The sequence below is a fragment of the Bartonella machadoae genome (assembly GCF_022559585.1).
Classification (GTDB): Bacteria; Pseudomonadota; Alphaproteobacteria; order Rhizobiales; family Rhizobiaceae; genus Bartonella; species Bartonella machadoae.
This window is the reverse complement of record NZ_CP087114.1, coordinates 308,960-333,332: the sequence shown is the minus strand read 5'-3', so window position 1 is coordinate 333,332 and position 24,373 is coordinate 308,960. Positions and strand designations below refer to the sequence as shown.

Sequence of the window (24,373 nt, the reverse complement as noted above, 5' to 3'; positions counted from 1 at the left end):
AACTACATAAGTTTTAATAAGCCATCTTTTCGAAGAGACAAGAGATTCACTTTTAAATCCAGCTCTGCCTTGTGCGGAGCTTTTTTTATGGAGAAACCTATGAGAAAAATATCATCAGAAGGATTAGCACTTATTAAACAATGGGAAGGCTTGCGTCTCAACGCCTATAAAGATGCCATTGGTATATGGACCATTGGTTATGGACATACAAATTCTGCTGGAAAACCCTTTGTTCATAAGGGCATGATAATCACTGAAGAACAAGCAGAAGAGTTTCTTTGCCATGATTTGCAACAATTTGAGAATGCTGTTGAACACGCTGTTCAAGTTTCCTTAACAGACGAACAATTCGCAGCACTCGTGTCCTTTTGTTATAATGTAGGAACAGCAGCCTTTTGCAATTCGACACTGTTAAAAAAACTCAATCAAGGTGAATATGAAACCGTGCCCTCTGAATTACAGAAATGGACCAAAGCGGGTGGAAAACGTTTGCAAGGTCTTGTACACCGGCGTACAGCAGAAGCAGGCTTATGGGCAAAAGGCGCTTATGTTTCCTCCAATTATCAACCAGTAGAAACCAAACAGCCAATGGGAATTTTCAAAGCAGAGACAACGCATTGATTTATAATGATAATTTACTGTTTTGCATATTGAATGAGACCCCCAAATATTGTAAGATTTTCTCATCTCAAATCATATTATGTTCAATCAATTAAAGTCACTTATTTGCACGTCATAAGTGGGGTTGGTGTGTGGGTAGAAAATCGTTTAGAAAGGAAGAAAAATGCCTTTAATGAATCGTCTTAATGCAAGGGCTGTCGCAACATTGGGGGCTGGCAAATATAATGATGGTGCTCGGCTTGTTACTTCATAAGCGTAAAGATGGGGGTGCTCAATGGCTTTTACGCTATACCATCCACGGGCGGCGTCGTGAAATGGGATTGGGTGCCTTAAGAGATGTTTCTTTAAAGCAAGCTCGTGAATGTGCAACCCAATGGCGTTCTGTTTTACGTGAGGGTCGTGACCCCATTAAAGAACGTGAGAAACAAAAACGTGAGGCAATGCGTAATCTGCATTATCTCAAAGATATTGCCGTGGATGCTTTTGAAAGTCGTAAAGCTGAACTCAAAAATGATGGTAAAAATGGAGATTGGTTTTCATCTTTACAACTTCATATTCTCCCTAAGTTAGGTTGTATGCCGGTTTCAGAAATTACCCAAACAGATATACGCAATACCCTTGCTCCCATCTGGCATACTAAAGCTAGAACAGCAGAAAAAGCTCTCATTCGTCTTAATCTTTGTTTTAAACATGCTGCTGCATTGGGTTTGGACGTTGATCTACAAGCAACAGAAAAAGCAAAAGCTCTTTTAGGCAAACAACGCCATAAAATGCAAAATAGACCAGCAATGGATTGGAGAGATGTTCCGTTTTTTTATAAAACACTTTGCAAAACACCAACCCTAACACAATTGGCTTTGCGTCTGCTTATTCTGACAGGCGTTCGTACCTATCCTTTGCGTCATATCCATAAAGATCAGATTGAAGATGATATATGGACTATCCCAGCTGAAAATATGAAAGGAAGGCGTGATACAACAAAAGAATTTCGCGTGCCTCTATCAACAGAGGCATTGGAAATTTTGAAACAAGCGCGCTTGTTGTCGCGTAATGATTTCTTTTTCTCTGCAACCGGTCGCGGTCCCCTTGCTGTTAAGTGCATGTCACATTACATGCAAAGAACTGGACTTGATGCCTGCCCTCATGGATTTCGATCTAGTTTACGAGATTGGCTAGCAGAAACAACCGATGCCCCTTTTGAGGTAGCAGAAACCATTCTAGGTCATGTGGTCGGTGGACAAGTAGAGCGTGCTTACCGTCGTACTGATTATTTAGAACAGCGCCGTGTTTATATGGATAAATGGGCGGCTTATGTCACGGGGCAATCTTAAAATATGGGGTCTTGTACCCCATTTTTACTTCATTATCTGTGGATAACTTTCTCTCTTCGTTTACTCATTTTTGCTCAATAAGATTCATAAATTATCAAATGAGAAAATACATCATAAAGTACTGTTTTTTATGATTAAACTTACTTTCAAATCTCAATAAAATATGGTTAATAAATACTTATGATTTGTTACTATTTTTAGATTGAAAGGATTTAGTTATGACTGAACATGATGTTCTTCTTACAGACCGTGAAAGTGCAAAATTATTGCATATAAGCGTTTCAACATTCCGTCGCCATGTCACCAATGGAGCTTTACCAAAGCCCTTAAAATTTGGTTCTTTATCACGTTGGTTAAAATCGGATCTGTTGAATGTGATTGAAAAAGCCAAAACGCAACGTCAACATCTCAGTGATGTGGCATAAAAAAACCTTGTCACGTAAGGACGGACAAGGCTTTCTCAAATTATCGTAAATTGAAAATAGCAAAAACCGTCCTGTGACGCAACGTCTAAGGATGCGAAAATGTATCATTTTATAAATGCTCGGGGCATTACAAATGCCTTGCGGGGTGTCTGGTATGGTGCTTATGGACTTGCTCGCTGCCCTGCTCATGATGATCAAGTGCCTAGCTTATCTCTTGCCAATGGAAATGATGGGCGGCTCTTGCTTTATTGTTATGCCGGCTGTTCTTTTAAAGAGATCTTACAAGCTCTTAAGAGCATTGGTCTTATCGATATACAAACATGTTTTGATAAAACTTATGATTATAGGTTGTCTCTCTCAAAACAGTTTTGTTGTGAAGATAACAAGGCAAAACAGAAAGCAGAGAGAGCACAAAAGATTTGGAAGCAAAGTCAACCAATTAAAGGGACCATAGCAGAGCTTTATTTACGCAAGCGTGGTATCACTTGTAACTTGCCCCCCTAGTTTACGCTTTCATAGCAAATGCCCTCATCCCTCTGGGAAAACCATCCCCGCATTGGTTGCTCTTGTTGAGGGTGGTGGCTCCTTTGCAATCCATAGAACCTTTTTACAAGACAATGGATGCAAAACAGAACAGTTACCAAAAAAAGCGATGCTGGGCTCTGTTAAGGGCGGTGCTGTGCATTTATGCCAAACTAATTCTCAACATCTGGTCATTTGTGAGGGAATTGAAACAGGTCTTTCTCTGCTGTCTGCTCTGTTATCGGAGCCTGTGACTTTATGGGCATCCCTTTCAACCAGTGGCATGGTGCATGTGAATTTACCCCAATGCCAAGCCCATCTCACCATAGCTATGGATGGCGATGAGGCGGGTCGTAAAGCAGGTTTCGCCCTTGCTGCCCGTGCGCAATGCCAAGGCTTCAATGTCTTGATGATGCAAGCCCCCCATGGTTCTGACTTCAACATTTTATTATTAAATTATGAAAGTGAAAAACAATGACAAAACATAGTCTTGATAACAACGAAAATAGTTCTGTAAATAATACTGCTAACGATAACACCCCTGCCTCTTTAAAGTAGCATCCCTGTTTACAAGCCATCCCTTATGAACAGGCTTTGCAACAAATGGGATGGGGCGAATTAAAACCGATAAACAAAGCGCTTTTACCGGTTGAACCTTTTCACGCTAAACAAGTTCCATTGGTATTGGGAAGGTATATTTATGATATTGCTGACCGTCAACAATCCCCTATCGATTTTGTGGCTGTCTCTACTGTCTGTGCTTTAGCCTCCGTGATTGGCAATGGTGTGCGTATCGCTCCAAAACAGCATGATAATTGGTACATTGTTCCTAAACTGTAGGGGGCTATTTATCACCGTATTTGTTAGCGTCCGATGCCTTGATGGGTATCAAAAATAACAGACAACATTAATAAAGAGAGACTAGCTATGAATGCTACTGTTAATAAGAAAACATCATCCCAAAAATATGAGTTCACATATGATATGCAATGCGTAGATATACCGTATTAGAGCTTTAAGAAACTTTGGTGATGTAAAAAAGGTGATCTCGGGGGGAGATATCGAAAAGGAAAGTAACCTATCCCATAGAAAGGAACTCTATAAAAGAAATTGATAGCAAGCGATTATATACAAAATGTATTATATTACAAGCTCTCTAGTCTCTTTATAAAAACTTATCCAAAATAATATAAAGGAATGATTATAAAAGCGTTCTTTTAGATCATCACATTTGAATGTGAAAAAACCTATTAGCTCTGTGATGATTTAAAACCTATTCATAACAATGCCCTTATTTTTAAGGCGGTCAATTTGAAAGAAAGCACCTTCTCAAAACGTTTTGTAAAATTATATCAAGTCAATCAAAAGCAAGCGTTGGTTTTTAAAGCAATCTCTCATAAAACAAAAAACAGCTGTAAAGCTCTCTTTAAACATTTGCGTTTAATGATGTTATCTCTCAACTTCTCTCTGCTTATGAAAAAAAGTGCCCTTTAAGACTAGGAAAAGCACCACACACAATATTGTTATGAGCAGAGGCCGGCAAACTATTATAATAGATCTCTGAAAGCCGCCCCTCATCAACAATAAATTTGAGAGTTTTGCTGCTTTTGATACCCTGATCGGGAATAAAAACGCGCCGTCACATAGCCTTTCTCTAAATAAAGTTTGGTAAGCTGTCTCATCAATGTCTGGATATCAAAAAGCCCGAGACATCGCCCAGCATAAGGATCCGTCACGGTTGTGATGCTATGCTTTTTGAGATGATGCATACCCTCAACAGCAATATGGTGAATGGCAAAACACGGTCCACCACCCAACAGCGCGCCTTGCTCTCTTTCAGGAGAAGGGTTCATTCCTTTGGACGTTAAAGCCCGCAAACTCTCTATCTTCTCTAATCTTTGCTGCTCAGCCTGTTGACGCGAAAAAACATCTGCTGGAGACTGAAAAACAGCCGAAGAGCGCGCCAAAATTCCTCTTACACCACAAAACATGCAAAAGAAGATAAAAAGGGTTAGAAAAAGCCTTAAGCGATAAGCTTGACACAAATATGCAAAAAACAATGAAAGACGCCCCCCACTTTTGGTCATCCAATGAAGCGCTCTTTTTAAAACGCTTCATAAACATTTGAAGATTTTGAGCAAAAAAGTACATGCGTTCGCATCCAGACACTCTCGCATCTCAATACAATTAGCACCAAAACCTTGTTTGATTTTAATTTTGTGAAAATCTCCCCCCACGCTTTTATCATGCACTTTCTAGCCAAAACTGTTTGGAGTGTTAATCTTTAAGACCAACTATCCCCATCAATGAGAAAACGCGCGCTTTTAAAGCTCTTCAAAACAATTTTGCAAAACGCTTTCCAATAGCACTTCAATAGCATTCTGTTCGCTTACCTCTCCTCTGCAAAGCGAATGATCACAATTCTATTGAAACAAAAGTTTTGTTTCTTTTGACAGTTATGTCTGTTCTCTTCTGATTATCCTTTTATTTCATCGAGCGGCTCTAGCGCTAAATAAAATTGTTCCTTCGTGTATTTTTAATTTTCATTCAATAATTGTTTAGATGATTTTCTCATTGAGAGATCATAGCTTATAATAAAAACTCTAGCTTCTTTTTATCTATACAATTATTATTAATGATACATCGACAACTCACAGATTTAATATATTAAATGTATATTGATGTCTTCCAGCACAGAAAGCCCACCTTTGTTACTGGATAACTTTAAAAGAGAAATTTCATTTCGTTTAGAAAACATTGCTTACTTTGTTAAAGAGTGAATAATTGAAAGAGATAATATGAAACATTGGATCGCTGTAATTTCTCGAACTCATGCACGCTTGGCGGCTGAATTTGGCTTTCTTCAAGTCTGTCACGGAAAAGCCAGTCCCCTTCAGAAAACATCTAAGGGAGATGAAGTTTTCATTTACTGCCCACGCAATGAAATGGGTACAGGACAAATTCTTCAAACAATAGAGTTTCAGTGCGTGTTTAAAGATAATCATATTTATCAAGTAGAGCAAGCTCCTCATTTTATACCATTTCGAAAAGATGTCATTTTTAATAAACAAGCACAACCTGTTGTTTTAAAAGAAATTGAAGGGCTTAAACTTCTGAAAAAACCTCATTGGGGAATGTTAGCACGACGAGGTTTTTTTGAAATTACAGCTTATGATGCAAATAAAATTCGTGAAGCAATGGGGATTTATGACGGTTAATTATTCAATTATTTTGGTTATTTTTGATAAAATATCTGAAGGAGATTTCTTTGAGAAATTGAATAACTTTATCTCACTAAGGCATAATTAATAAGTAAATTGTTATCTATTCACTCTTCATTATGATAATACTGTTTAGAGCAGTACTAGAAGAAGGAATAACTTAAATTTAAAAGTTTATTTTAGCTTGAATATTTCTATGTTTAATCTATTAACATGGAATTTTTTTGTAAAATAAAGAGAACTCAAATGTTTAAATGGTCACATAGTGAAGAGATTAATACAGAAGCAAGTGCTGAGCAAATTTGGGCTATGTGGGAAAATGTGGCAACATGGCCTTGTTGGGATCACGAGCTTGAGTGGGTAGAACTTTCTGGTGCTTTTAAAGCAGGAGCTGTAGGAAAAATGAAGCCTAAAAAAGGACCGAAAGTAACTTTTACACTTGATAAAGTTATAAAAAATGTTTGCTTTTCTGATTATGCTAAACTTCCTTTTACCCGCATGACTTTCGATCATGAGTATATTCGTTCAACAAAGTCTTGTTCTTCAAATAATAAAATTCGTCATACTGTAACTATGTCGGGTTTACTTGCTCCCTTATTTGGAGTCATGATTGGATCAAAAATTAAATTGCACCTTCGTGATGCTATGATTGAAATGAATCGTCGTGCTCTTAATGGGAATAAAACTGTTTCGTAGTGATGCTTAACACATGAAGAAAATTAATATTTTCTCGAAAAGAAATGACGTAAGCATTCCCGTTCAAGCGAAAATAAAATCTTTGGATTATAGATATTCCCCCCTCCACGAAGCATTTTGGTATTATGTGTTTAAATCTAATCAAACTCTTATGTAAAATCGATTCTACACGAAAGCTTTTATTAAAAATTACTTTATTCTACTTTATCATAAAAAATCTATAAAATGTTTCTTTTGTTGACAATAAGAACGTTGTTGCTGTTAACTGTTGTTCTTCTTTAAAAAGCATAAAAATAGCTTATTTCTTTTTTACTAGCTCTTTTATATGGTACCGTTTGAAAGCATAAGGCCATAAAATAAGTGCAATATCTACTCTATAAAAATTGACCTCACTTTATTAGGCTCTCTCTTTAAAAAAAGTGAGATCTTTTTATGTGTAAAGACCATTTCATTACTGACGAGATCTTTAATCTGCTAAAATGATTATAACCTATAGTTTTGCCAAAATTTATTTCATGTATGCTGATTTCCAAACTAAAAATTGAGGCATGGATGTAGAAAAAGTCAAGCAGCTTTTTTGCTTTAATAACATAGTTGCCAATGAATTACGACGCATAAGAAATAACAAGATGCTATCATCATTTTACCCTCAGTATCTGCGGAAAAGAATGTTATGATTATAACTTATTTTCGACAAAAAATAATGGAGAGTTTAGGCTGACATCGAACACAGGATTAAGAAAATATATAAATGCTGATGTTGGTAAAATTATAACGAAAGAAGTTACCTTTTATACTTTCTATAGTTTTTGTTTCATTGGTAAGATTACTGTGTTCATGAGGAAAGAGCACATAAACATTAAGAAGGAATATTATAGTAAGATATCTCTTAATACTTGCATAAGAATTAAAGAACGGTATAGGCGATATAATATGGAGATTGGTTTATAGCACTTAGTGGCCAAGAGTATATGGTTTAGAATATCTACCAATTATCGTAACACTTAAACATTTGAACTTAAAGCCAAATATCATCGTATGACCTCCTCTTTTTAGAATTATAAATGGGGATTTAGCTTGTGTCATGATATGAAATGTATCGGAATGGTAAAATCTGAAAAAATTGAGAACATATTGCACCTTTTTGAAAAGACGCTAAAAGAGAAATTGCTCAATTTGCTAAAGGAAAAAAATGCGTTAATGACGCATAATTTTTATTGATAAGCATAAAAGACCTACAGTTTGTGTAAACTTACCAAATGGCTTAACCATATAAATCTTTAAGGAGTCCATGATGACTGATAAAAACCAGATTGATAAGGCTGCTTCACTCATTGAATCAGCAAAACGTTCTGGAGCCGATGCTGCTGATGCTATTATCGTTCATACGCATTCTACCAATATATCGGTTCGCTTTGGAAAAGTCGAATCGACAGAATCTTCAGAAAGCAACGATTTCACATTAAGGGTTTTTGTCGGCAAAAAAGTAGCAAGTGTTTCTGCTAATTTAGCGGCTTATCCGCAAGAACTGGCACAACGCGCTGTTGCAATGGCGAAAGCTTCTCCTGACAATTTATTTGAAAGTTTGGCAGATAAAGATTCTTTGGTCAAACATCCTAAAAATCTTGATCTTTTTGATGATTTTGTTCCACATAGTCGTTTTTTAACAGAAGATGCTTTAAAAACAGAAGCAGCAGCGCTTGATGTTAAAGGAGTAAGCAATTCTGGTGGGGCCGCAACAGCTTATGGCCGTAGTGGATTTATTCTTGTAACGAGCGATGGTTTTTGTGGAACCTATCAATCCAGTTATTTTTCACGTTCTTGTAGTGCTGTAGCCGGTGATGGTACAGCAATGGAGCGGGATTATGATTATACAACTGCCTTACATTTTTCTGATTTGGAAGCAGCAGAAACTGTGGGAAAAAATGCAGGAACAAGGGCAGTTCGACGTTTAGGAGCAGTTCGTGCTTCTACAGGAAACGTCGATGTGATTTTTGATCCGCGGACAGCCCGTGGAATTGCTGGACATATCGCTTCTATGGTAAATGGAGCATCTGTAGCTCGCAAAACAAGTCTTTTACAAAATCTTTTGGGAAAAGCAGTAATGAAACCGGATGTTCACGTAACAGATCAACCTCTACGATTGCGTGGAAATGCTTCTCGTCCTTTTGATGGAGAGGGAGTCGAGGGGCAACCATTGAATATTATTGAAAATGGTGTTTTAAAAAACTGGCTTCTTTCATCATCTGTAGCACGTGAATTAGGGCTTAAAACCAATGGTCGTGGCATGCGTTCAGCATCATTGGTTCAACCAACAAGTACCAATTTTGCTATTGAACCGGGTTTCATATCACCTCACGATATGATAAAAAATTTGCGACGTGGTTTTTATGTTACAGAATTATTTGGACATGGTATTGATTTTGTTACAGGTCAGTACAGTCGGGGTGCTTCTGGTTTTTGGATTGAAAATGGTGAAATCGCTCATCCAGTAAGTGGTGAGATAACTTTAGGTTCTGATTTGCTCCATATGTTAGCGCATTTAACGCCTGCAAATGATATTGATCGGCGTTATAGTACAGCAGCTCCAACATTATTAATTGAAGGGATGACACTTGCAGGGAAATAACACACATCATATTTCTGATTTACACCTCTTACTTGATGCTGGTCGAGAAGCAGGGGATTTAGCAATGCAGTATTTTGGATGTGCGTTGGATGTTTGGATAAAAGATGGTAATTCACCCGTCAGTGAAGCAGATTTTGCCGTTGATCGCTTTTTGAAAAAAAAACTTCTTGAAGCGCGCCCAAATTATGGATGGATTTCAGAAGAAACAAAAGATGATCGAGGGCAAGGAACTTATGAGCGTTACTTTGTAGTTGATCCTATTGATGGAACGCGTGGTTTTCTTTCTGGAAGCACCTATTGGTGTGTTTCGATAGCTATTATTGAGAATGGACGTCCTATCGTGGGAGTCTTGCAGTGTGCTGCACAAGGAGATGTTTATGCTGCTGTTATTGGCGGAGGGGCTACATTAAATAGTAGAGAGCTTCCTCTTTTACAATCGCAAATGAATCGCAAATATAAAGTCTCACTTGATAAATCGCTTGCTCAAAAACTGCCAAATGATTTTCTCAATAAAGTTAGTCTTTATCGTTACATCCCTTCTCTCGCATACCGCATTGCTCTTGTTGCTCAAAATGAAATTGATATTGTGTTAGTTCGTCCGAATTGTCATGCATGGGATATTGCCGCGGCGGACCTCATTTTACAAGAATGTGGGGGTTGTTTTCTATCGCTTGATGCATCTTTCATATCTTACGGAATTGAACCTTATCAATATGGGATTTTAGTTGCTGGAAAAAATAATTGCTGTCAAGAGATGATAGATGTTGTTCGTAAAGCAAAGTTAGTTTAATCACGTACAAAAATACGCTAAAATTTCTTAATGATATGGAGGCACATATGACTGAACACATTGAAAAAAAACAATATTTGCATCTTGTATTTGGTGGGGAATTGAAAAATCTTAATAGTAATCAATTCAAGAATCTTGATGATTTAGATGTGGTTGGTATCTTTCCAGATTATCAATCAGCTCAAGAAGCATGGCAAGCAAAAGCACAAAGCAGTGTCGATAATGCATTACAACGTTATTACATCGTAGATTTGCATCGCTTTCTTGATAGTGAAATGAGTGATGCGTAAAAAGTTGAACTCTTGATTAGTATTTTCCTCATTATATGCGTCCGGAAAAATTAAATTTTTTTAAATTTAATACGAGGATGAACGAAAAAATCAGAAAAAGAAATCTTGTCTTTTAAGATGCTTTTGGTACGTAAATCAGTATTTACTGATAGAAGTGTGATTCAGACAATTTTCTGTTGTGAGTTCAAAAGTAAATGTATCGTTTGAAAAAAGTAAAAGATTAAATTTATTCATAATTTGAAAACATAAATGAAAACGCCTTATATTTATAAGCATGGATGTGGGGCGTTCAAGTCTACAATGCTCTTAAATCTGATGAAAAATACCATAATTGTGGATATAAAGTCCTTGAAACTAGAAAAAAGATTATTTTATTAGCAAAATTCTTTACCTGTCCTATCATACTTTGTGTATATGCATTTTTACAGGAGAAGATTCTTTAAACAATAGGGTAGAATTACAATTCTGCTTTTCAAAACATTCTCATGAAGAAAGCGTTTTTGTTACTTAAAATACGAAGAATATTTATATTTAGCGACTTGTTAAAAAAATAATGCAATCAACAGAGGTGATAAATCGTTTGATGAAAAAAGCTTATAAACATCTCAAAACAAATAAATGAGGTAGTTTTAATGATCGAACTCAAGGCACGTACGGCTCTTTCAATCTATCGGATGATTGGTTTTTGCTTACGTCCCATTGTACCTTTCTATTTGTTTCTTCGTGCTGTCCGTGGAAAAGAAGAATGGAGGCGCCAAAAAGAGCGTTTAGGTAAAAACCATAAAGCACGTCCTCAAAGCCCTTTAATTTGGTTACATGCGGCTAGTGTTGGAGAAACGTTAGCTCTTTTTCCACTTATTAATTATATTTTATCATTGAAAATCAATGTATTATTAACAACCGGCACTGTAACATCTTCTTCTCTTGTGAAAAAGCTGTTTGGTAATCGACTCATTCATCAATATGCTCCATTGGATTTAGATTTGGCTGTGCGTCGCTTTATTAGCCATTGGAAGCCTGATTTAGCGTTGGTTTGTGAATCGGAGATTTGGCCTCTCCGCATTAAAGAACTTGCCAAAATGCACATTCCACAAATTTTAGTTAATGCTCATATGTCTGAACGTTCTTTTAGAGCTTGGCAAAAACGACCTGTTCTTGCTAAACATATTTTTAAGCATATCGACTTAGCTATTGGTCAAAACGAAAGGGATGTTGCTTGTTATCAAGCGCTTGGGGTAAAATCTGTAGCATTTTCTGGTAATCTTAAGGCTGATGTTTTGCCGCTAGAAAATCAAGATTTGCTTGCGCATTATCGTAATGCTATTGGCAATCGCCCAGTTTGGGCAGCTATTTCAACCCATGAAGGGGAAGAAGAAATTGCTTTTGAGGTTCATAAAATTCTTAGAAATTATTTGCCAGACTTATTAACAATTATTGTGCCTCGTCATCCTGAACGTTTAGAAAATCTTATGCGAAATTGTGACAATAAGAACTTGCGTTTTATCCGTAGAAGTCACAATACTGTTCCAGATGCAAATACAGACATTTTGTGGGGAGATACGATTGGAGAAATGGGACTGTTTCTTCGCTTATCGAAAGTTTCTTTCATTGGAAAGTCGTTATGTGGAGATGGGGGACACAATCCATTGGAGTTAGCTTTGCTTGGTTCGGCTATTCTCACTGGGCCTCATGTTGCAAATTTTCAAGAAATGTTTGAGAAATTTTTGGCGCGTGATGCAGCATATATGATTCAAGATGCAAAACAGCTTGCTATTCAGGTCTATAAGCTTTTAACAAATGAAGTCTTACGACAAGAAATGGTTGATAAAGCTTATGAAGTCGCAACCAGCATGGCGGGTGCACTCGAGCGCACATTAAAGCTTCTTGAACCATTTTTGCAACCTCTTGTGATACAAACAGGTCTAAGTCAACATCAGGGTAAGCATGCACATTAAGACACCTGATTTTTGGTGGAAAGATAAAAGTTTTTTACGTCTTTTATTTGCTCCAATTTCTTGGGTGTATGGTTATTTTTCACGCCGCCGTATAGCAAAACAGCCTCCTATTATCGATCTTCCAGTTTTATGTATTGGTAATTTTACATGTGGTGGTACTGGTAAAACACCTGTTGTCATTGCTTTTGCAAAAGCCGCAAAAGAGCTTGGTTTCATACCTGGTGTTGTATCGCGTGGTTATGGTGGCGCATTTAAAGGAGTACATCTTGTAAATGAAAAATATGATGATGCGCGCAATGTTGGGGATGAAGCTCTTTTACTTGTTCAACATGCTTTTGTCGCGATATCTGTCGATCGTTATGCAGCAGCACAACGACTCAAGCAAGAAGGATGTAATCTTATTCTAATGGATGATGGGTTTCAAAGCCGCCGTCTTTACATGGATTATGCATTACTCGTTGTAGATGCGATGCGTGGTTTTGGAAATGGAGCTGTTTTTCCAGCAGGACCTTTGCGTGTGCCATTAAAAACACAGCTTTCTTTAACAGACAGTGTTTTATTGATTGGTCATTCGGATGAGCATGATAAGACTGCTTTTCTTGTCACGCGTGCTGGAAAATCTTTGCATTATGCTTCCCTTAAATCTTTAGCATCTGATAAGGTTGCAGGAAAATCATTTTTGGCATTTGCCGGCATTGGCAATCCAGATAAATTTTTTAAATCCATTAAAGAACTGTCTGGCCATGTCGTGCAAACTTATTCTTACCCTGACCACTATTTCTTTACAAACGCAGATTTAAAAAATCTTGCACAAAAAGCTAAAAAGCAAAATTTATGGCTGGCGACAACGGCTAAGGATTACGTGCGAATACAAACAAACAGTGGACAAAAAGACTTAAAAAATCTCATTATCTTTGATGTTGAAGTTCATTTTTCTCAAAAAGATTTCTGCTGTATGCTGCTTGAAGAGGTTATAGCCCGTTTTAGAAAACGCAAACATTCCCTTTAATTTACCCTTTTGAAGGAAAAGATCAATTTAGAGTTTTCAACTGGTTACTTTTTTTGTACTTCTAACAATTGACGAAGATAGGGATTGCATTCAAGTTCACGATGATAGGAAATTTCACAACTCGCATATGCCTCTTGACGATGATGATTCCAATATTTTAAATCATCTATTGGAATTTTTTCTCCGCTAACAGCACAACGCGTATAGGTTCCATATTCTACAATTTTATACCCATTATTGGTATAATGGATCTTTGCTTCACGTTCATCACTGGAAAACATTCTCTATAATTCCTTCCTATTTTATGAGAAGTTATACAAATACAGTGCCATAAAATGCCTTATAAAGTCGAGAATGATTTAAAAAATCTCTTTCTAAAGGAGTGAATGAAAACTTATTTTCTACCAAAAAGCCTTTCTATATCCGCCAATTTGAGTTCAATGTAAGTAGGACGTCCGTGATTACACGTTCCTGTATGAGGCGTTGCTTCTATTTGTCGTAACAGTGCGTTCATTTCTTCAGGGCGTAAAATCCGCCCTGACCGTATTGAACCATGACAAGCCATGGTTGCGGCAATATAATCAAGCTTTGCTTTTAAATTGTCTGTCGTGTCATATTCAGCAGCCTCATCTGCAAGATCTTTAATGAGCGCTTGTATGTTGATCTCTCCTAACATAGAAGGTGTTTCACGCACAACGATTGCACCAGGACCAAATGGCTCTATTCCCAAACCAAACTTCTGCAAAGTCTCTTTGTGCGTTAAAAGGCATGTTGCATCTTCTTCAGAGAGTTCTACAATTTCAGGGATAAGTAGTATTTGTGAGGGAAGCGGTTTAGAATAAAGTGCATTCTTGAGCGCTTCATAAATCAATCGTTCATGCGCTGCATGTTGATCGACAATGATCAAACTATCTTGGGTTTGAGCGATAATATAGTTCTTATGGATTTGGGCTCTCGCGGCTCCTAATGGATAAGATAATTCTTCTGATGATGGTGCTATGCTAGAAATAGAAGCATCACCACTTGGCGCATCTAAGCCCTCCATAAGAGGAGACATCTCTTCTTTTAAACCAAAAGAGCTGGTAATATCTAATGGTTTATGAACCATTGATGCAGATGCAAAATGATGATGCTGTGGGTTGTACGAAGAAGATTGATGAGTGCTTTTAAAAGGCTTCAAGGACTGTTGTGTCTGAAAGGCTGTTAACATTGCTTCAGAACGCGTTGTCGTAGGACGAACACCAATTTGATGCAATGCTTCACGAATTGCTCCAACGATTAAACCGCGAATGAAACCTGAATCGCGGAAGCGCACATCTGCTTTGGCTGGATGAACGTTAACGTCTACATCAGCGGGTGGCAAATCAATAAAAAGAATCGATACAGGATAACGATCCCGTGTCATAACATCAGCGTAAGCTCCTCGAATTGCACCAAAAAGAAATTTGTCTCGTACTGGACGCCCATTAACATAAGCAAATTGATGAAGGCTATTACCGCGGTTAAAGGATGGCAAACAAGCAAACCCTGTTAAACGCACGGTTTCGCGTTCAGCATTAAGTGCAATGCTGTTTTGAGCAAATTCTTTACCCATGATCTGCGTGATACGCTGTAACTGCCCTTGCGTGTTATTTTCTGTAGCAGGGAGTTCCAGAGACGTTCTGTCTGGACCTGAAAGAGAAAAACGAATCTGTGGAAATGCGATCGCAATTCGTTTAATCATATCGCTAATGGCATTCGCTTCAGCACGATCAGTTTTCATGAACTTTAGCCGTGCGGGTGTCACAAAGAAAAGGTCACGAACTTCAACAATCGTTCCAAGATTGCCAGAAGCAGGCTTTGGTCCAATCATTTTCCCTGCTGTAACAATCATTTCAAAAGCACTATCAGAATCTTGTGTTCGTGAGGTTAATTTCAGTTTTGCAACAGAACCAATTGAAGGTAAAGCTTCTCCTCGAAACCCAAGAAAACAGATATTGTGCACATCATCCGTAATTTTTGAAGTACAATGGCGAGAAACTGCTAGCGTTAACTGATCTGCTGGAATACCACAGCCATTATCGCTCACCTTTATAAAACTTTTTCCTCCATTTGCCGTGACAATTTCGATTCGCGTAGCTCCCGCATCAATAGCATTTTCAACAAGTTCTTTGACAACATTTGCTGGCCGTTCAATCACCTCACCGGCAGCAATTTGATTAATAATATTTTCGCTAAGATGACGTATGATCATAATAAATTCTAACAGGATTCCCATGGATTCTATAATAGAAACTCTGAGTTATGATAGCATCATTTGTACAACATTCAAGAATGAGAGTCTGTAAAAGATATTATGCACATAATTTACTTTCAAAAAATATTGTATCAAATATTGTTTTATTGCTTGTAGCATTCTTGTATGAATTGTAGCAACGAATTGATTGGCAAAACCTGAGGGAAATAATTTTATCGTCTTAAAATAGCTTGTGCCAATCAATTATCTGAGCCAAAAAGAAATGACGTAAAAATGGAAGGCACAACATATGACGCGTGTAAGCGGTATTTTGGCAGACAATGATATACAAACTTTGATTGATAATGAAATTCTCAAAGCTCTGTGTCCATTTGACAAAACCCAAATACAACCTGCAAGTCTTGATCTTCGGTTAGGGGAAAAAGCCTACCGTATCCGTGCTTCCTTTATGCCAGGAGCCAACGGAAAAGTTTTCAATAAACTGGAACAGTTAAAGTTGCACGAATTTGCTTTGCAAGACGGAGCCGTGTTAGAAACAGGTTGTGTTTATATTGTTCCTCTTTTAGAAAGCTTGGCTTTACCAGAAACTTTATCAGCCGTTGCTAATCCTAAAAGTTCTACTGGGCGATTAGACATTTTTACCCGTGTAATTACAGATAATGCACAAGAGTTCGATAAAATTCGTGACGGCTATCATGGTCCCCTTTATCTTGAAATAAGTCCTCGGACATTTCCCATTTTGGTACGTACCGGATCACGTTTATCGCAACTTCGATTTCGCAAAGGATACAGCTCTTTAAATGAAATTGAACTCCATGCTTTGCATAGAGATGAAACGCTGATATCAGATGATTTGCCTAATATTAGTGCTGGTGGCATTGCACTTTCCATTAATTTGAAAGGGGACAAAAATGGGCTTGTGGGCTATCGTGGTAAGCGCCACACAAGTGTTATTGATATCGATAAACGTGCTGCTGCTGATATTCTCGATTTTTGGGAACCACTCTTTGATCGTGGTCAAAGGGAACTGATTCTTGATCCTGATGAATTTTATATTTTGGTTTCACGAGAAGCTGTCCATGTTCCTCCACTTTATGCCGCGGAAATGACCCCTTTTGACCCCTTAGTTGGTGAATTTAGGGTGCATTATGCAGGTTTTTTTGACCCAGGATTTGGGCATATGGAAGTAGGTGGGAAAGGAGCAAAAGCGGTTTTGGAAGTGCGTAGCCATGAGGTTCCATTTATCTTAGAACATGGTCAAATTATTGGTCGCTTAGTCTATGAACATATGCTTCATCGACCGTTAGCACTTTATGGGCAGGATACTGGATCACATTACCAAGCACAGGGATTAAAATTATCTAAACATTTTAAATGATTGTAAAAACATAGACTTTGGTAAACTCTGTACAGAAAGTGTATCTCATTGAAGAAATATTTTGATCTCTCATAGATGTGGAGCACTCTTTAACTATACACAATGGTTGTTACCACAACTCTTTTTGGGAATTTAAATAAATATATTCACTGTTTTTACTACCAGTCCAGAAGAAACTTATTATTCTATAATACAATAATATTGAATATTGTTTTAAAAAATGAAAATTTTACTCAATTAAACAATATCTTGATGACCTTGTTTAAATTACTTCTTTTCTCTATAATTATGACCAGAAAATTGCTTGATAGAAAAAGATTTTTTCGTCAAGATGTATTAATATACAAAATCTCTGAAATTTCTTCATATGAATCATGAAAAATACTTTGATGAATTTCAATACAAACGAAGCCTAGCTTCATTCTAGGGCTTCTAATATGAGAAGATTATGAGATGCATACAACGGCTTGGTTTTCAATTTTAACAAAGGCTTTTTTGACTTTATGTGCTAATAAAATATAATTGACTTTATTACTTATAAACTAAAATATAAGGAATATTTTTGGACATGTTTTATAAATTACAATAAATGACTGAAAAAATATCTCTTAAAGGAGCATTAATTATAAGGGAGAACCTCTAAATTTTAAAGAACTCTATTCACAAGGTATAAATGCACAAATTATTGCTCAAGGATAAATACTAGGGAGCTTTCATAAATCTGGATAAAAGAAATATCATTTTTATAAATGTATTTTTTGAGTTGCAATCTTTATACCCTGCCTCTACTGAATGAAATGATTTGAGAAAACCTTTAAATAAGAGGCGTGTAGATGAGTCTTTATTTGTTTTAGAGTGTTTTCACTTTTCATTCAAAAATCAATGGCACTATTATGATTATTTCTTCAACATTTGATTACCGCAAAGCAGCAAAACGTCGACTTCCTCCTTTCCTTTTTCACTATATTGATGGTGGTGCTTATGCTGAGGAAACGCTACGACGTAACTGTACCGATCTTCAAGAACTTGCACTCCGTCAAAGGATTCTAAAGCAAATTGGTGACGTTGATCTTTCAACTAAGGTTTTTGATCAAACACTTCACTTACCAATTATACTTGCACCCGTTGGATTAACGGGCATGTATGCACGCCGTGGTGAAGTACAAGCTGCACGTGCAGCCGTTACAAAAGGTATTCCCTTTACCCTATCCTCCGTTTCAGTTTGCCCCATTGCCGAAGTCCAGAAGGCCGTTGGAAGTACATTTTGGTTTCAACTTTATGTTCTTAAAGATCGTGGATTTATGCGTGATGTCTTAGAGCGGGCTTGGGAAGCTGGTGTACAAACCTTGGTGTTTACAGTCGATATGCCGGTTCCTGGTGCACGTTATCGTGATGCGCATTCGGGAATGTCTGGACCATATGCTGGATTGCGCCGTATTTTTCAAGCTTTTACCCATCCTCATTGGGCTTGGAATGTTGGTATTATGGGGCATCCCCATGATCTTGGAAATGTTTCTACCTACTTGAAAAAGAAGATTGCATTAGACGATTATGTTGGTTGGATTGGGGCAAATTTTGATCCATCACTTGGTTGGCGTGATCTGCAATGGATTCGAGATTTTTGGAAGGGAAAAATGATTTTGAAAGGTATTCTTGATCCAGAAGATGCACGAGAAGCCGTGCAATTTGGTGCTGATGGTATTGTTGTTTCCAATCATGGAGGGCGCCAACTTGATGGTGTCTTATCAACTGTACGTGCATTGCCAACAATTGCAGAAGCAGTAAAAGATGATCTGACGATTTTAGTAGATTCTGGTGTTCGTTCTGGCCTTGATGTTGTACGCATGATAGCGCAAGGTGCGGATGCTGTTATGATTGGTCGTGCTTTTGTTTATGCGCTTGCAACAGCAGGTGAGAAAGGTGTTGCGCATCTGCTTGATCTTTTTGCAAATGAAATGCGCGTAGCGATGACATTGACCGGTGCACAAACGATTAAAGACATTACCAATGAAAGCTTAGTAAATATAGATGCTTTTAAACAATGAGAAAGCTGTCTTATACTCTCTTTAGCAAAAGAGCGTTTTTTATTAAAAGCAGGAAAAGTGTGGTTTCTTACGCCCGACTGTCTTATTTTTTCCATTCTTAGTGATTAACATTCCTTGTTAACGAGTGCGTATATTGAGATGTAATGCAAGATTCTTCTCTATTATTGCATTGCTAATATCGTTTTCGTTATATTATCTTGACTGATCCCATAATGGGCTAAAACGTCCAATTGGCTCCCATTACAGATCGGTTCATCCGGTATTCCTAACGATACAAATTTACAGGTAATGCCCTGTTCCATAAGTAATCTCGCAATCGCATCTCCAAGTCCTCCATTTACACTATGTTCTTCACAGACAAGAACAGATCTGTGAAGTTTGCATAATTCTCGTACAGAGACATCATCTAAAGGTCGAATTGTTGGTATACTGACAACTGTTGGTATAATTTGATACTTTTGGAGTTCTTCAGCAGCATCGAGACAAATCTTAACGGTCTCTCCAATGGCAAGCAAGAGGGTATCTTTGCCCTTTTTTATAACAGAAACTTTACGAATATCGATTTTTGAAGCGTCACTATGAATATTTTCTACTGCACGCTTTCCTAAACGTATATAAACAGGCATAGGGTCATTTAGGGTAGAGAGTATCGCAGCTTCTGTTTCTTTATTATCAGCAGGAGCAATAATGCGTATGTTAGGAATAGCGCGAAGCGAAGCAAAATCGGAAATGGCATGATGTGTCGCTCCAAGTGGTCCATAGCTAATTCCAGCACTAATCCCAATCAATCGAACAGGATTTTCGCAATAAGCAACATCTACCTTTATTTGTTCAAGTGCACGCGTTGTCAAAAAACAAGCTTGTGAAACAATAAATGGCTTTTTTCCAATGAAGCAAGTCCCGCAGCAACGCCTACCAAATTTTGTTCAGCAATACCAACTTCTACCATACGTTCTGGATAAAGCTTTGCGAATTGATCAATCTTTCCAGATATGCGTGAATCAGCTGTTAAAACAATAATATCTTTATCAAATCGCGCTATATTTATAAGCGTTTTATTCACGATCTCGAGATTTGACAATTTCACAGCAGTCTGCGTTTCCTGATGAGAAATATCCACATTCATTCTCCCATTAATTGAATTTTGCTCTGAATTTCATTAACCGCAATATTGTATTCCTCATCTGTTGGAACTTTATGGTGCCAGCGTATGTCGTTTTCCATAATGGAAATTCCACTCCCCTTTATGGTGTTCATCAGTATTGCTGTTGGTTTTTCCTTATGCGATGAAAGTGATCTCAACGATTTCTTCAATTGTGTTATATCGTGACCATCCATTTCCATAACATGCCATCCAAAACTTATAAATTTATCTGCTAAGCGCTCTGTTTTCATTAAAACATCAGTCGTATCAGTAATTTGTAGCCTATTTCTATCAATAACCGCGATAAGATTGCTAAGTTTATAGTGTGCCGCAAAGAGTACAGCCTCCCAAACGGATCCTTCTGCCATTTCGCCATCACCAAGAAGCACAAAAACACGGTAAGATTGAGAATTAAGCTGTCCAGAAAGAGCCATACCGGCCCCAAGAGACAAACCATGACCAAGAGAACCTGTACTTTGCTCAATACCTAGAACTTTTTTGCTTACATGGCCAATAAAATGAGAACCAAATTTTAGATAAGTCTCGAGCAGTTGAGGATCAAAATATCCCATTTCTGATAAAACAATATACAACGCCTCAACCGCATGTCCCTTACTTTGAACATATCGATCGCGATTGGGATCATGAATACGAGTTGGATTTATTCGTAGAATATATCTGTATAAGATATAAATGAAATCAATGCAGGAAAGACTGCCAGCTGTGTGTCCAGACTTTGCTTTTCTAATGAGATCAAGTGTTTTAAGACGCAAACGCAGAGCGTAAATTGCATCGCAGATATCTGCTTTGTTGGTCGCATAAGCCATACTTCCCCCCCTAGAAGATTTATTAAAGGAATACTTTAAATCGTGATTTTATACGTTACTTATCTTTTATTTTTAGCGGATAAAGTAATTCCCATAGTAAAAAATACTGTACCTGATAAAAATTGTATAGAGCGTATGTCAAGGATGCAAAAATGACCAATTTATTTTAAAAATATTTTTATGTATTTCATCAATATTTTTACAAAACATAATAAAAAGATACTGAAAAATCGATTTTAAGAGGAGCATTTTATAACACTCGCAAAAATTTTGTAAGTGTACAGCAACATTGCAAAGGCAATGATACCGCTTATACTGCTCGTATTGCCTGCCTGAAATGAGCGTATTGTAATAATCATGAGAAGAGCACTCAAACCACCATATACACTGAGGTATATTACGTTAAAAATAAGAAATTATATGTTGATGATAAAAATAGACGTATACAATTTTCTATCTTTGATTGATTTTAAAAACGACTCTTCATAAATGAAGTAACCCCTTCATAAAAAAATGCCCTGAAAAAGATCTATACAATACTCTCTCTCATCCTATCAGATAAAAACAAGGACTTTCTCAAATCTAAAGTTATGGGTATAGTTTATAAAACCGTATTGCTGTTTCTCCATAAAAACGCTCATCATCGAGATAAAATCTATCAGGTAAATGAATAATTGCATCTTTCTTTTCTTCAAGCACAAAGAGCGTATCAGCTTTTGCCCACCCTCCCCTTAAAGCTTCCACAAAAGCACGCTCACCTAAACTATGACCATAGGGAGGATCTGCACAAATAACATCAAATGGAAGCATTGTCCCAATATTACCTAATTTTGTTGCATCACGACGCAAAATACGCCCTATAGACTGTAAGTCAAAAGCTTCAATATTCTTTTGAAGCAGCCCACGCCCTTCAACTGAATTTTCAACAAAAACTGCGGCTTTTGCACCACGCGATAGAGCCTCTATGCCTAAAGCACCAGTTCCTGCAAAAAGGTCAAGAATGCGTTTATTGGTCCAAAATTGTTCTTCTCGGTTAGCAAGAATATTGAAAAGGCTTTCGCGCGTACGATCACTGGTTGGACGAATCGACTGTCCTACAGGAGCAAATAAAACACGCCCAGCAAATCTACCGCCGACGACCCGCACGTGGTCCTCCAAATTTTTTTGCTGTCTTTGCATCACTGCTATATGCCTTAGATTTTTTCATGGCACTCTCAAATGATTTCGCCCTTCGTTTGCTCTCAAAAGAAAGCTCATCATTATTACCCTTCATACCCTTTTCTTTTTTCTTTAAAAAACGCTCCTTCTTGTCACTAAAACGCGTTTTACCAAAAGATTTTTTACTCTGTCTTTGCTCAAACCGATTGTCTCGTTCATCCCACAACTGAACTTCTGATGGCTTTTCCTTACCCCTATGAAAAGATTTTTTGCCAACCAAATTACTTTTATAATCATGAGAGCTATCCTCACTATAGGAAGCTCTCTTACGCGCACTGTGTGGACGTGCACCAGGCGCCATCCAAACATTAGAACGGCGCAAACGAGGGTAAATACGCTCTGCTTTCCCTTCTTCACTCTTATCCTTACGGATCAATTTCTCATCCGTTTTTTTACTCAATCGAGATTGACTATGCTTAGCAGAACCACCTCGCTGTCTGTGTTGCACATCTCTTCCACTCGAAAAAATCCAGTTATCATTGGTGAGAGCAAAATTTTTATCACTTTGTTTTTCTGCAACAACCGCAGAATTTGAAAATGGCTTAAGAATAGGAGAGTCAAAATCTGCATTGGCTTGCATAATTAAACGCTCACCCAATTGATCACGCAACATCCGCCCTTTTATTTCACGAACGGCTCCCTCTTCCAAATCAGAAAGCTGAAATGGACCATAAGAGATACGAATTAAACGATTAACCGATAATCCTAATGCACCAAGAACATTTTTTATTTCACGATTTTTTCCTTCACGCAAAGCTACAGAAATCCATAGATTTGTCCCTTGTTCACGTTCAATCGATGCCTCAATCGAACCATAGAAAATACCATCAATCGCGATGCCATTTTTAAGATTATCAAGTGCACTCTGTTTTACTCTTCCATGCGCACGAACCCGATATTTACGCACCCACCCCGTTACAGGAAGCTCTAATATACGTGCTAAACCACCATCATTGGTTAACAACAAAAGCCCTTCCGTATTAATATCAAGCCTCCCTACAGAAAGAACACGAGGCATTCCTTTCGGCAAATGACTAAAAACTGTTGGTCTCCCTTCAGGATCACGGTGCGTGGTAACAAGACCCGCTGGCTTATGGTAAAGCCATAATCGCGTTCTTTCTATAGGAGACAAAGGTTTGCCATCAACTTTAATAATATCAGAGCGCGTAACATTAAAAGCAGGTGTTGTCACAACTTTACCATTAACAACAATACGGCCCGCAGAAATCATCATTTCTGCGTCACGACGTGAAGCAACCCCTGCACGCGCTAACCTTTTGGCAATCCGTTCACTTTCATTTTCATTCATTTGCTCTGCATACCAATCTCTTTTCGTCCGTTTAGCAAATCATCTTCCTAGACTATACCGCTTATTCTGAAAAGGGGAAGTAACACAATCATTTGTCATTTTCTATCCTTTAGCAGCAATAATGCACCTGTTTACTTTCAAGTTGCTTTTAAATATTAAAAATCAAAATCCCTTCGTTACAAAGGGTCAGAACGCATTTATTTTACAGGACTCTTCTTTATGGAAAAATCTTCTTGATTCCCTATATTACAGCAGAAAGAATACGATGACCTTAACACCGATGGAAATAGCTCTCTTAGAAGCGCAAGAGGCGAAAAAAAAAGGCGAAGTCCCTGTAGGCGCCATTATCACACGCGGAAAAACAATCATTGCACGCGCTGGTAACTCCATAAAAGCTCCCTATGACCCTACAGGACACGCAGAAATGCGCGTAATCCGTATGGCTTGTGAAAGACTCCAAAGCGAAAGACTTCCTGATTGCGACTTATATGTAACACTCGAACCTTGTGCTATGTGTGCCGCAGCCATTTCATTTGCACGGATACGGCGTCTCTATTACGCAACAAACGATCCAAAAGGAGGCGCGATTGAACACGGTCCACGCTTTTATCAGCAACCAACCTGTCACCATAAACCTGAAATCTATTCTGGTTTCAAAGAAAAAGAAGCTGCCCAACTCCTTAAAGACTTCTTCGCACAAAAGCGGTGTTAAAAATAACCCATCATC

The 24,373-nt window shown here is 37.7% G+C and carries 19 protein-coding genes and 4 pseudogenes; 15 read left to right on the top strand and 8 right to left on the bottom strand.

The features are described 5' to 3' along the window. Positions 1 to 99: 99 nt before the first annotated feature. The 5 genes and pseudogenes from bgtA to LNM86_RS12910 form a co-directional block, all read left to right on the top strand. Positions 100 to 609 (top strand): annotated as a pseudogene (gene bgtA, locus LNM86_RS01635) (gene transfer agent endolysin BgtA); the annotation flags it as partial. A 175-nt stretch (positions 610 to 784) separates the two neighbouring features. Further along, positions 785 to 1,952 (top strand): annotated as a pseudogene (locus tag LNM86_RS01630) (tyrosine-type recombinase/integrase). Between the two features lie 218 nt (positions 1,953 to 2,170). After that, positions 2,171 to 2,377: a helix-turn-helix transcriptional regulator gene (locus LNM86_RS01625; RefSeq protein WP_241438164.1), complete on the top strand. Its 207-nt coding sequence runs from the start codon at positions 2,171 to 2,173 to the stop codon at positions 2,375 to 2,377. A 99-nt stretch (positions 2,378 to 2,476) separates the two neighbouring features. Continuing rightward, positions 2,477 to 3,377 (top strand): annotated as a pseudogene (locus LNM86_RS01620) (DUF7146 domain-containing protein). Then, positions 3,374 to 3,736, top strand: a pseudogene (locus LNM86_RS12910) (DUF3987 domain-containing protein); the annotation flags it as partial. The pseudogenes LNM86_RS01620 and LNM86_RS12910, both read left to right, overlap by 4 nt. A gap of 740 nt (positions 3,737 to 4,476) precedes the next feature. Here the strand turns inward: LNM86_RS12910 and LNM86_RS01610 are convergent. Next, positions 4,477 to 4,986: a POTRA domain-containing protein gene (locus LNM86_RS01610; RefSeq protein WP_241438163.1), complete on the bottom strand. Its 510-nt coding sequence runs from the start codon at positions 4,984 to 4,986 to the stop codon at positions 4,477 to 4,479. Positions 4,987 to 5,697: 711 nt separating this feature from the next. Here LNM86_RS01610 and LNM86_RS01605 point away from each other — a divergent pair. The 7 genes from LNM86_RS01605 to lpxK all read left to right on the top strand — a co-directional run bounded on the left by LNM86_RS01605 (position 5,698) and on the right by lpxK (position 13,489). Next, the gene (locus LNM86_RS01605; protein WP_241438162.1) at positions 5,698 to 6,117 is read left to right on the top strand and encodes an EVE domain-containing protein; all 420 of its coding nucleotides are present in this window, start codon (positions 5,698 to 5,700) and stop codon (positions 6,115 to 6,117) included. Between the two features lie 249 nt (positions 6,118 to 6,366). After that, entirely contained in the window at positions 6,367 to 6,816 is a 450-nt protein-coding gene (locus LNM86_RS01600) for an SRPBCC family protein (RefSeq protein WP_241438161.1), read from the top strand. A gap of 1,294 nt (positions 6,817 to 8,110) precedes the next feature. Beyond that, positions 8,111 to 9,445, top strand: coding sequence for a TldD/PmbA family protein (locus tag LNM86_RS01595; protein WP_241438160.1), 1,335 nt, complete (start codon positions 8,111 to 8,113; stop codon positions 9,443 to 9,445). Continuing rightward, positions 9,432 to 10,235, top strand: coding sequence for a 3'(2'),5'-bisphosphate nucleotidase CysQ (locus tag LNM86_RS01590; RefSeq protein ID WP_241438159.1), 804 nt, complete (start codon positions 9,432 to 9,434; stop codon positions 10,233 to 10,235). The genes LNM86_RS01595 and LNM86_RS01590 overlap by 14 nt, the downstream gene beginning before the upstream one ends. 47 nt (positions 10,236 to 10,282) lie before the next feature. Then, the gene (locus LNM86_RS01585; protein ID WP_241438158.1) at positions 10,283 to 10,525 is read left to right on the top strand and encodes a DUF4170 domain-containing protein; all 243 of its coding nucleotides are present in this window, start codon (positions 10,283 to 10,285) and stop codon (positions 10,523 to 10,525) included. Between the two features lie 632 nt (positions 10,526 to 11,157). Beyond that, the gene (gene waaA, locus LNM86_RS01580; protein ID WP_241438157.1) at positions 11,158 to 12,480 is read left to right on the top strand and encodes a lipid IV(A) 3-deoxy-D-manno-octulosonic acid transferase; all 1,323 of its coding nucleotides are present in this window, start codon (positions 11,158 to 11,160) and stop codon (positions 12,478 to 12,480) included. Next, on the top strand, positions 12,470 to 13,489 hold the full coding sequence (gene lpxK / locus LNM86_RS01575) for a tetraacyldisaccharide 4'-kinase (protein WP_241438156.1): 1,020 nt from the start codon (positions 12,470 to 12,472) through the stop codon (positions 13,487 to 13,489). Before waaA ends, lpxK begins: the two co-directional genes overlap by 11 nt. A gap of 44 nt (positions 13,490 to 13,533) precedes the next feature. Here lpxK and LNM86_RS01570 read toward each other — a convergent pair whose 3' ends face one another. Then, positions 13,534 to 13,770 carry a DUF2093 domain-containing protein gene (locus LNM86_RS01570; RefSeq protein WP_241438155.1) on the bottom strand — a complete coding sequence of 79 codons (237 nt, stop codon included), beginning with the start codon at positions 13,768 to 13,770 and terminating at the stop codon, positions 13,534 to 13,536. Positions 13,771 to 13,883: 113 nt separating this feature from the next. Next, positions 13,884 to 15,722, bottom strand: coding sequence for a DNA mismatch repair endonuclease MutL (gene mutL, locus LNM86_RS01565; RefSeq protein ID WP_241438874.1), 1,839 nt, complete (start codon positions 15,720 to 15,722; stop codon positions 13,884 to 13,886). Positions 15,723 to 16,014: 292 nt separating this feature from the next. On the opposite strand from mutL, the gene LNM86_RS01560 reads away from it, so the two are divergent. Both LNM86_RS01560 and lldD read left to right on the top strand, forming a co-directional pair. Beyond that, positions 16,015 to 17,103 (top strand): 2'-deoxycytidine 5'-triphosphate deaminase, encoded by a 1,089-nt coding sequence (locus LNM86_RS01560; protein ID WP_241438154.1) that lies wholly within the window; start codon positions 16,015 to 16,017, stop codon positions 17,101 to 17,103. An 893-nt stretch (positions 17,104 to 17,996) separates the two neighbouring features. Further along, positions 17,997 to 19,148, top strand: a complete 1,152-nt coding sequence (gene lldD / locus LNM86_RS01555) for an FMN-dependent L-lactate dehydrogenase LldD (RefSeq protein ID WP_241438153.1) — start codon at positions 17,997 to 17,999, stop codon at positions 19,146 to 19,148. A gap of 161 nt (positions 19,149 to 19,309) precedes the next feature. On the opposite strand, the gene LNM86_RS01550 is transcribed toward lldD, so the two are convergent. The 5 genes from LNM86_RS01550 to LNM86_RS01530 all read right to left on the bottom strand — a co-directional run bounded on the left by LNM86_RS01550 (position 19,310) and on the right by LNM86_RS01530 (position 23,646). After that, positions 19,310 to 19,999 (bottom strand): transketolase family protein, encoded by a 690-nt coding sequence (locus LNM86_RS01550; RefSeq protein WP_256460915.1) that lies wholly within the window; start codon positions 19,997 to 19,999, stop codon positions 19,310 to 19,312. Continuing rightward, the gene (locus LNM86_RS12725) at positions 19,996 to 20,274 is read right to left on the bottom strand and encodes a hypothetical protein (RefSeq protein ID WP_256460914.1); all 279 of its coding nucleotides are present in this window, start codon (positions 20,272 to 20,274) and stop codon (positions 19,996 to 19,998) included. Before LNM86_RS12725 ends, LNM86_RS01550 begins: the two co-directional genes overlap by 4 nt. Next, positions 20,271 to 21,119, bottom strand: coding sequence for a transketolase (locus LNM86_RS01540; protein ID WP_241438152.1), 849 nt, complete (start codon positions 21,117 to 21,119; stop codon positions 20,271 to 20,273). The genes LNM86_RS12725 and LNM86_RS01540 overlap by 4 nt, the downstream gene beginning before the upstream one ends. Positions 21,120 to 21,707: 588 nt before the next feature. Continuing rightward, entirely contained in the window at positions 21,708 to 22,265 is a 558-nt protein-coding gene (rsmD, locus tag LNM86_RS01535) for a 16S rRNA (guanine(966)-N(2))-methyltransferase RsmD (protein ID WP_241438151.1), read from the bottom strand. Continuing rightward, on the bottom strand, positions 22,246 to 23,646 hold the full coding sequence (locus tag LNM86_RS01530) for a pseudouridine synthase (RefSeq protein WP_241438150.1): 1,401 nt from the start codon (positions 23,644 to 23,646) through the stop codon (positions 22,246 to 22,248). Before LNM86_RS01530 ends, rsmD begins: the two co-directional genes overlap by 20 nt. 265 nt (positions 23,647 to 23,911) lie before the next feature. Here LNM86_RS01530 and LNM86_RS01525 point away from each other — a divergent pair, with 265 nt between their 5' ends. Next, on the top strand, positions 23,912 to 24,358 hold the full coding sequence (locus LNM86_RS01525; protein ID WP_241438149.1) for a nucleoside deaminase: 447 nt from the start codon (positions 23,912 to 23,914) through the stop codon (positions 24,356 to 24,358). Positions 24,359 to 24,373: the final 15 nt, after the last annotated feature.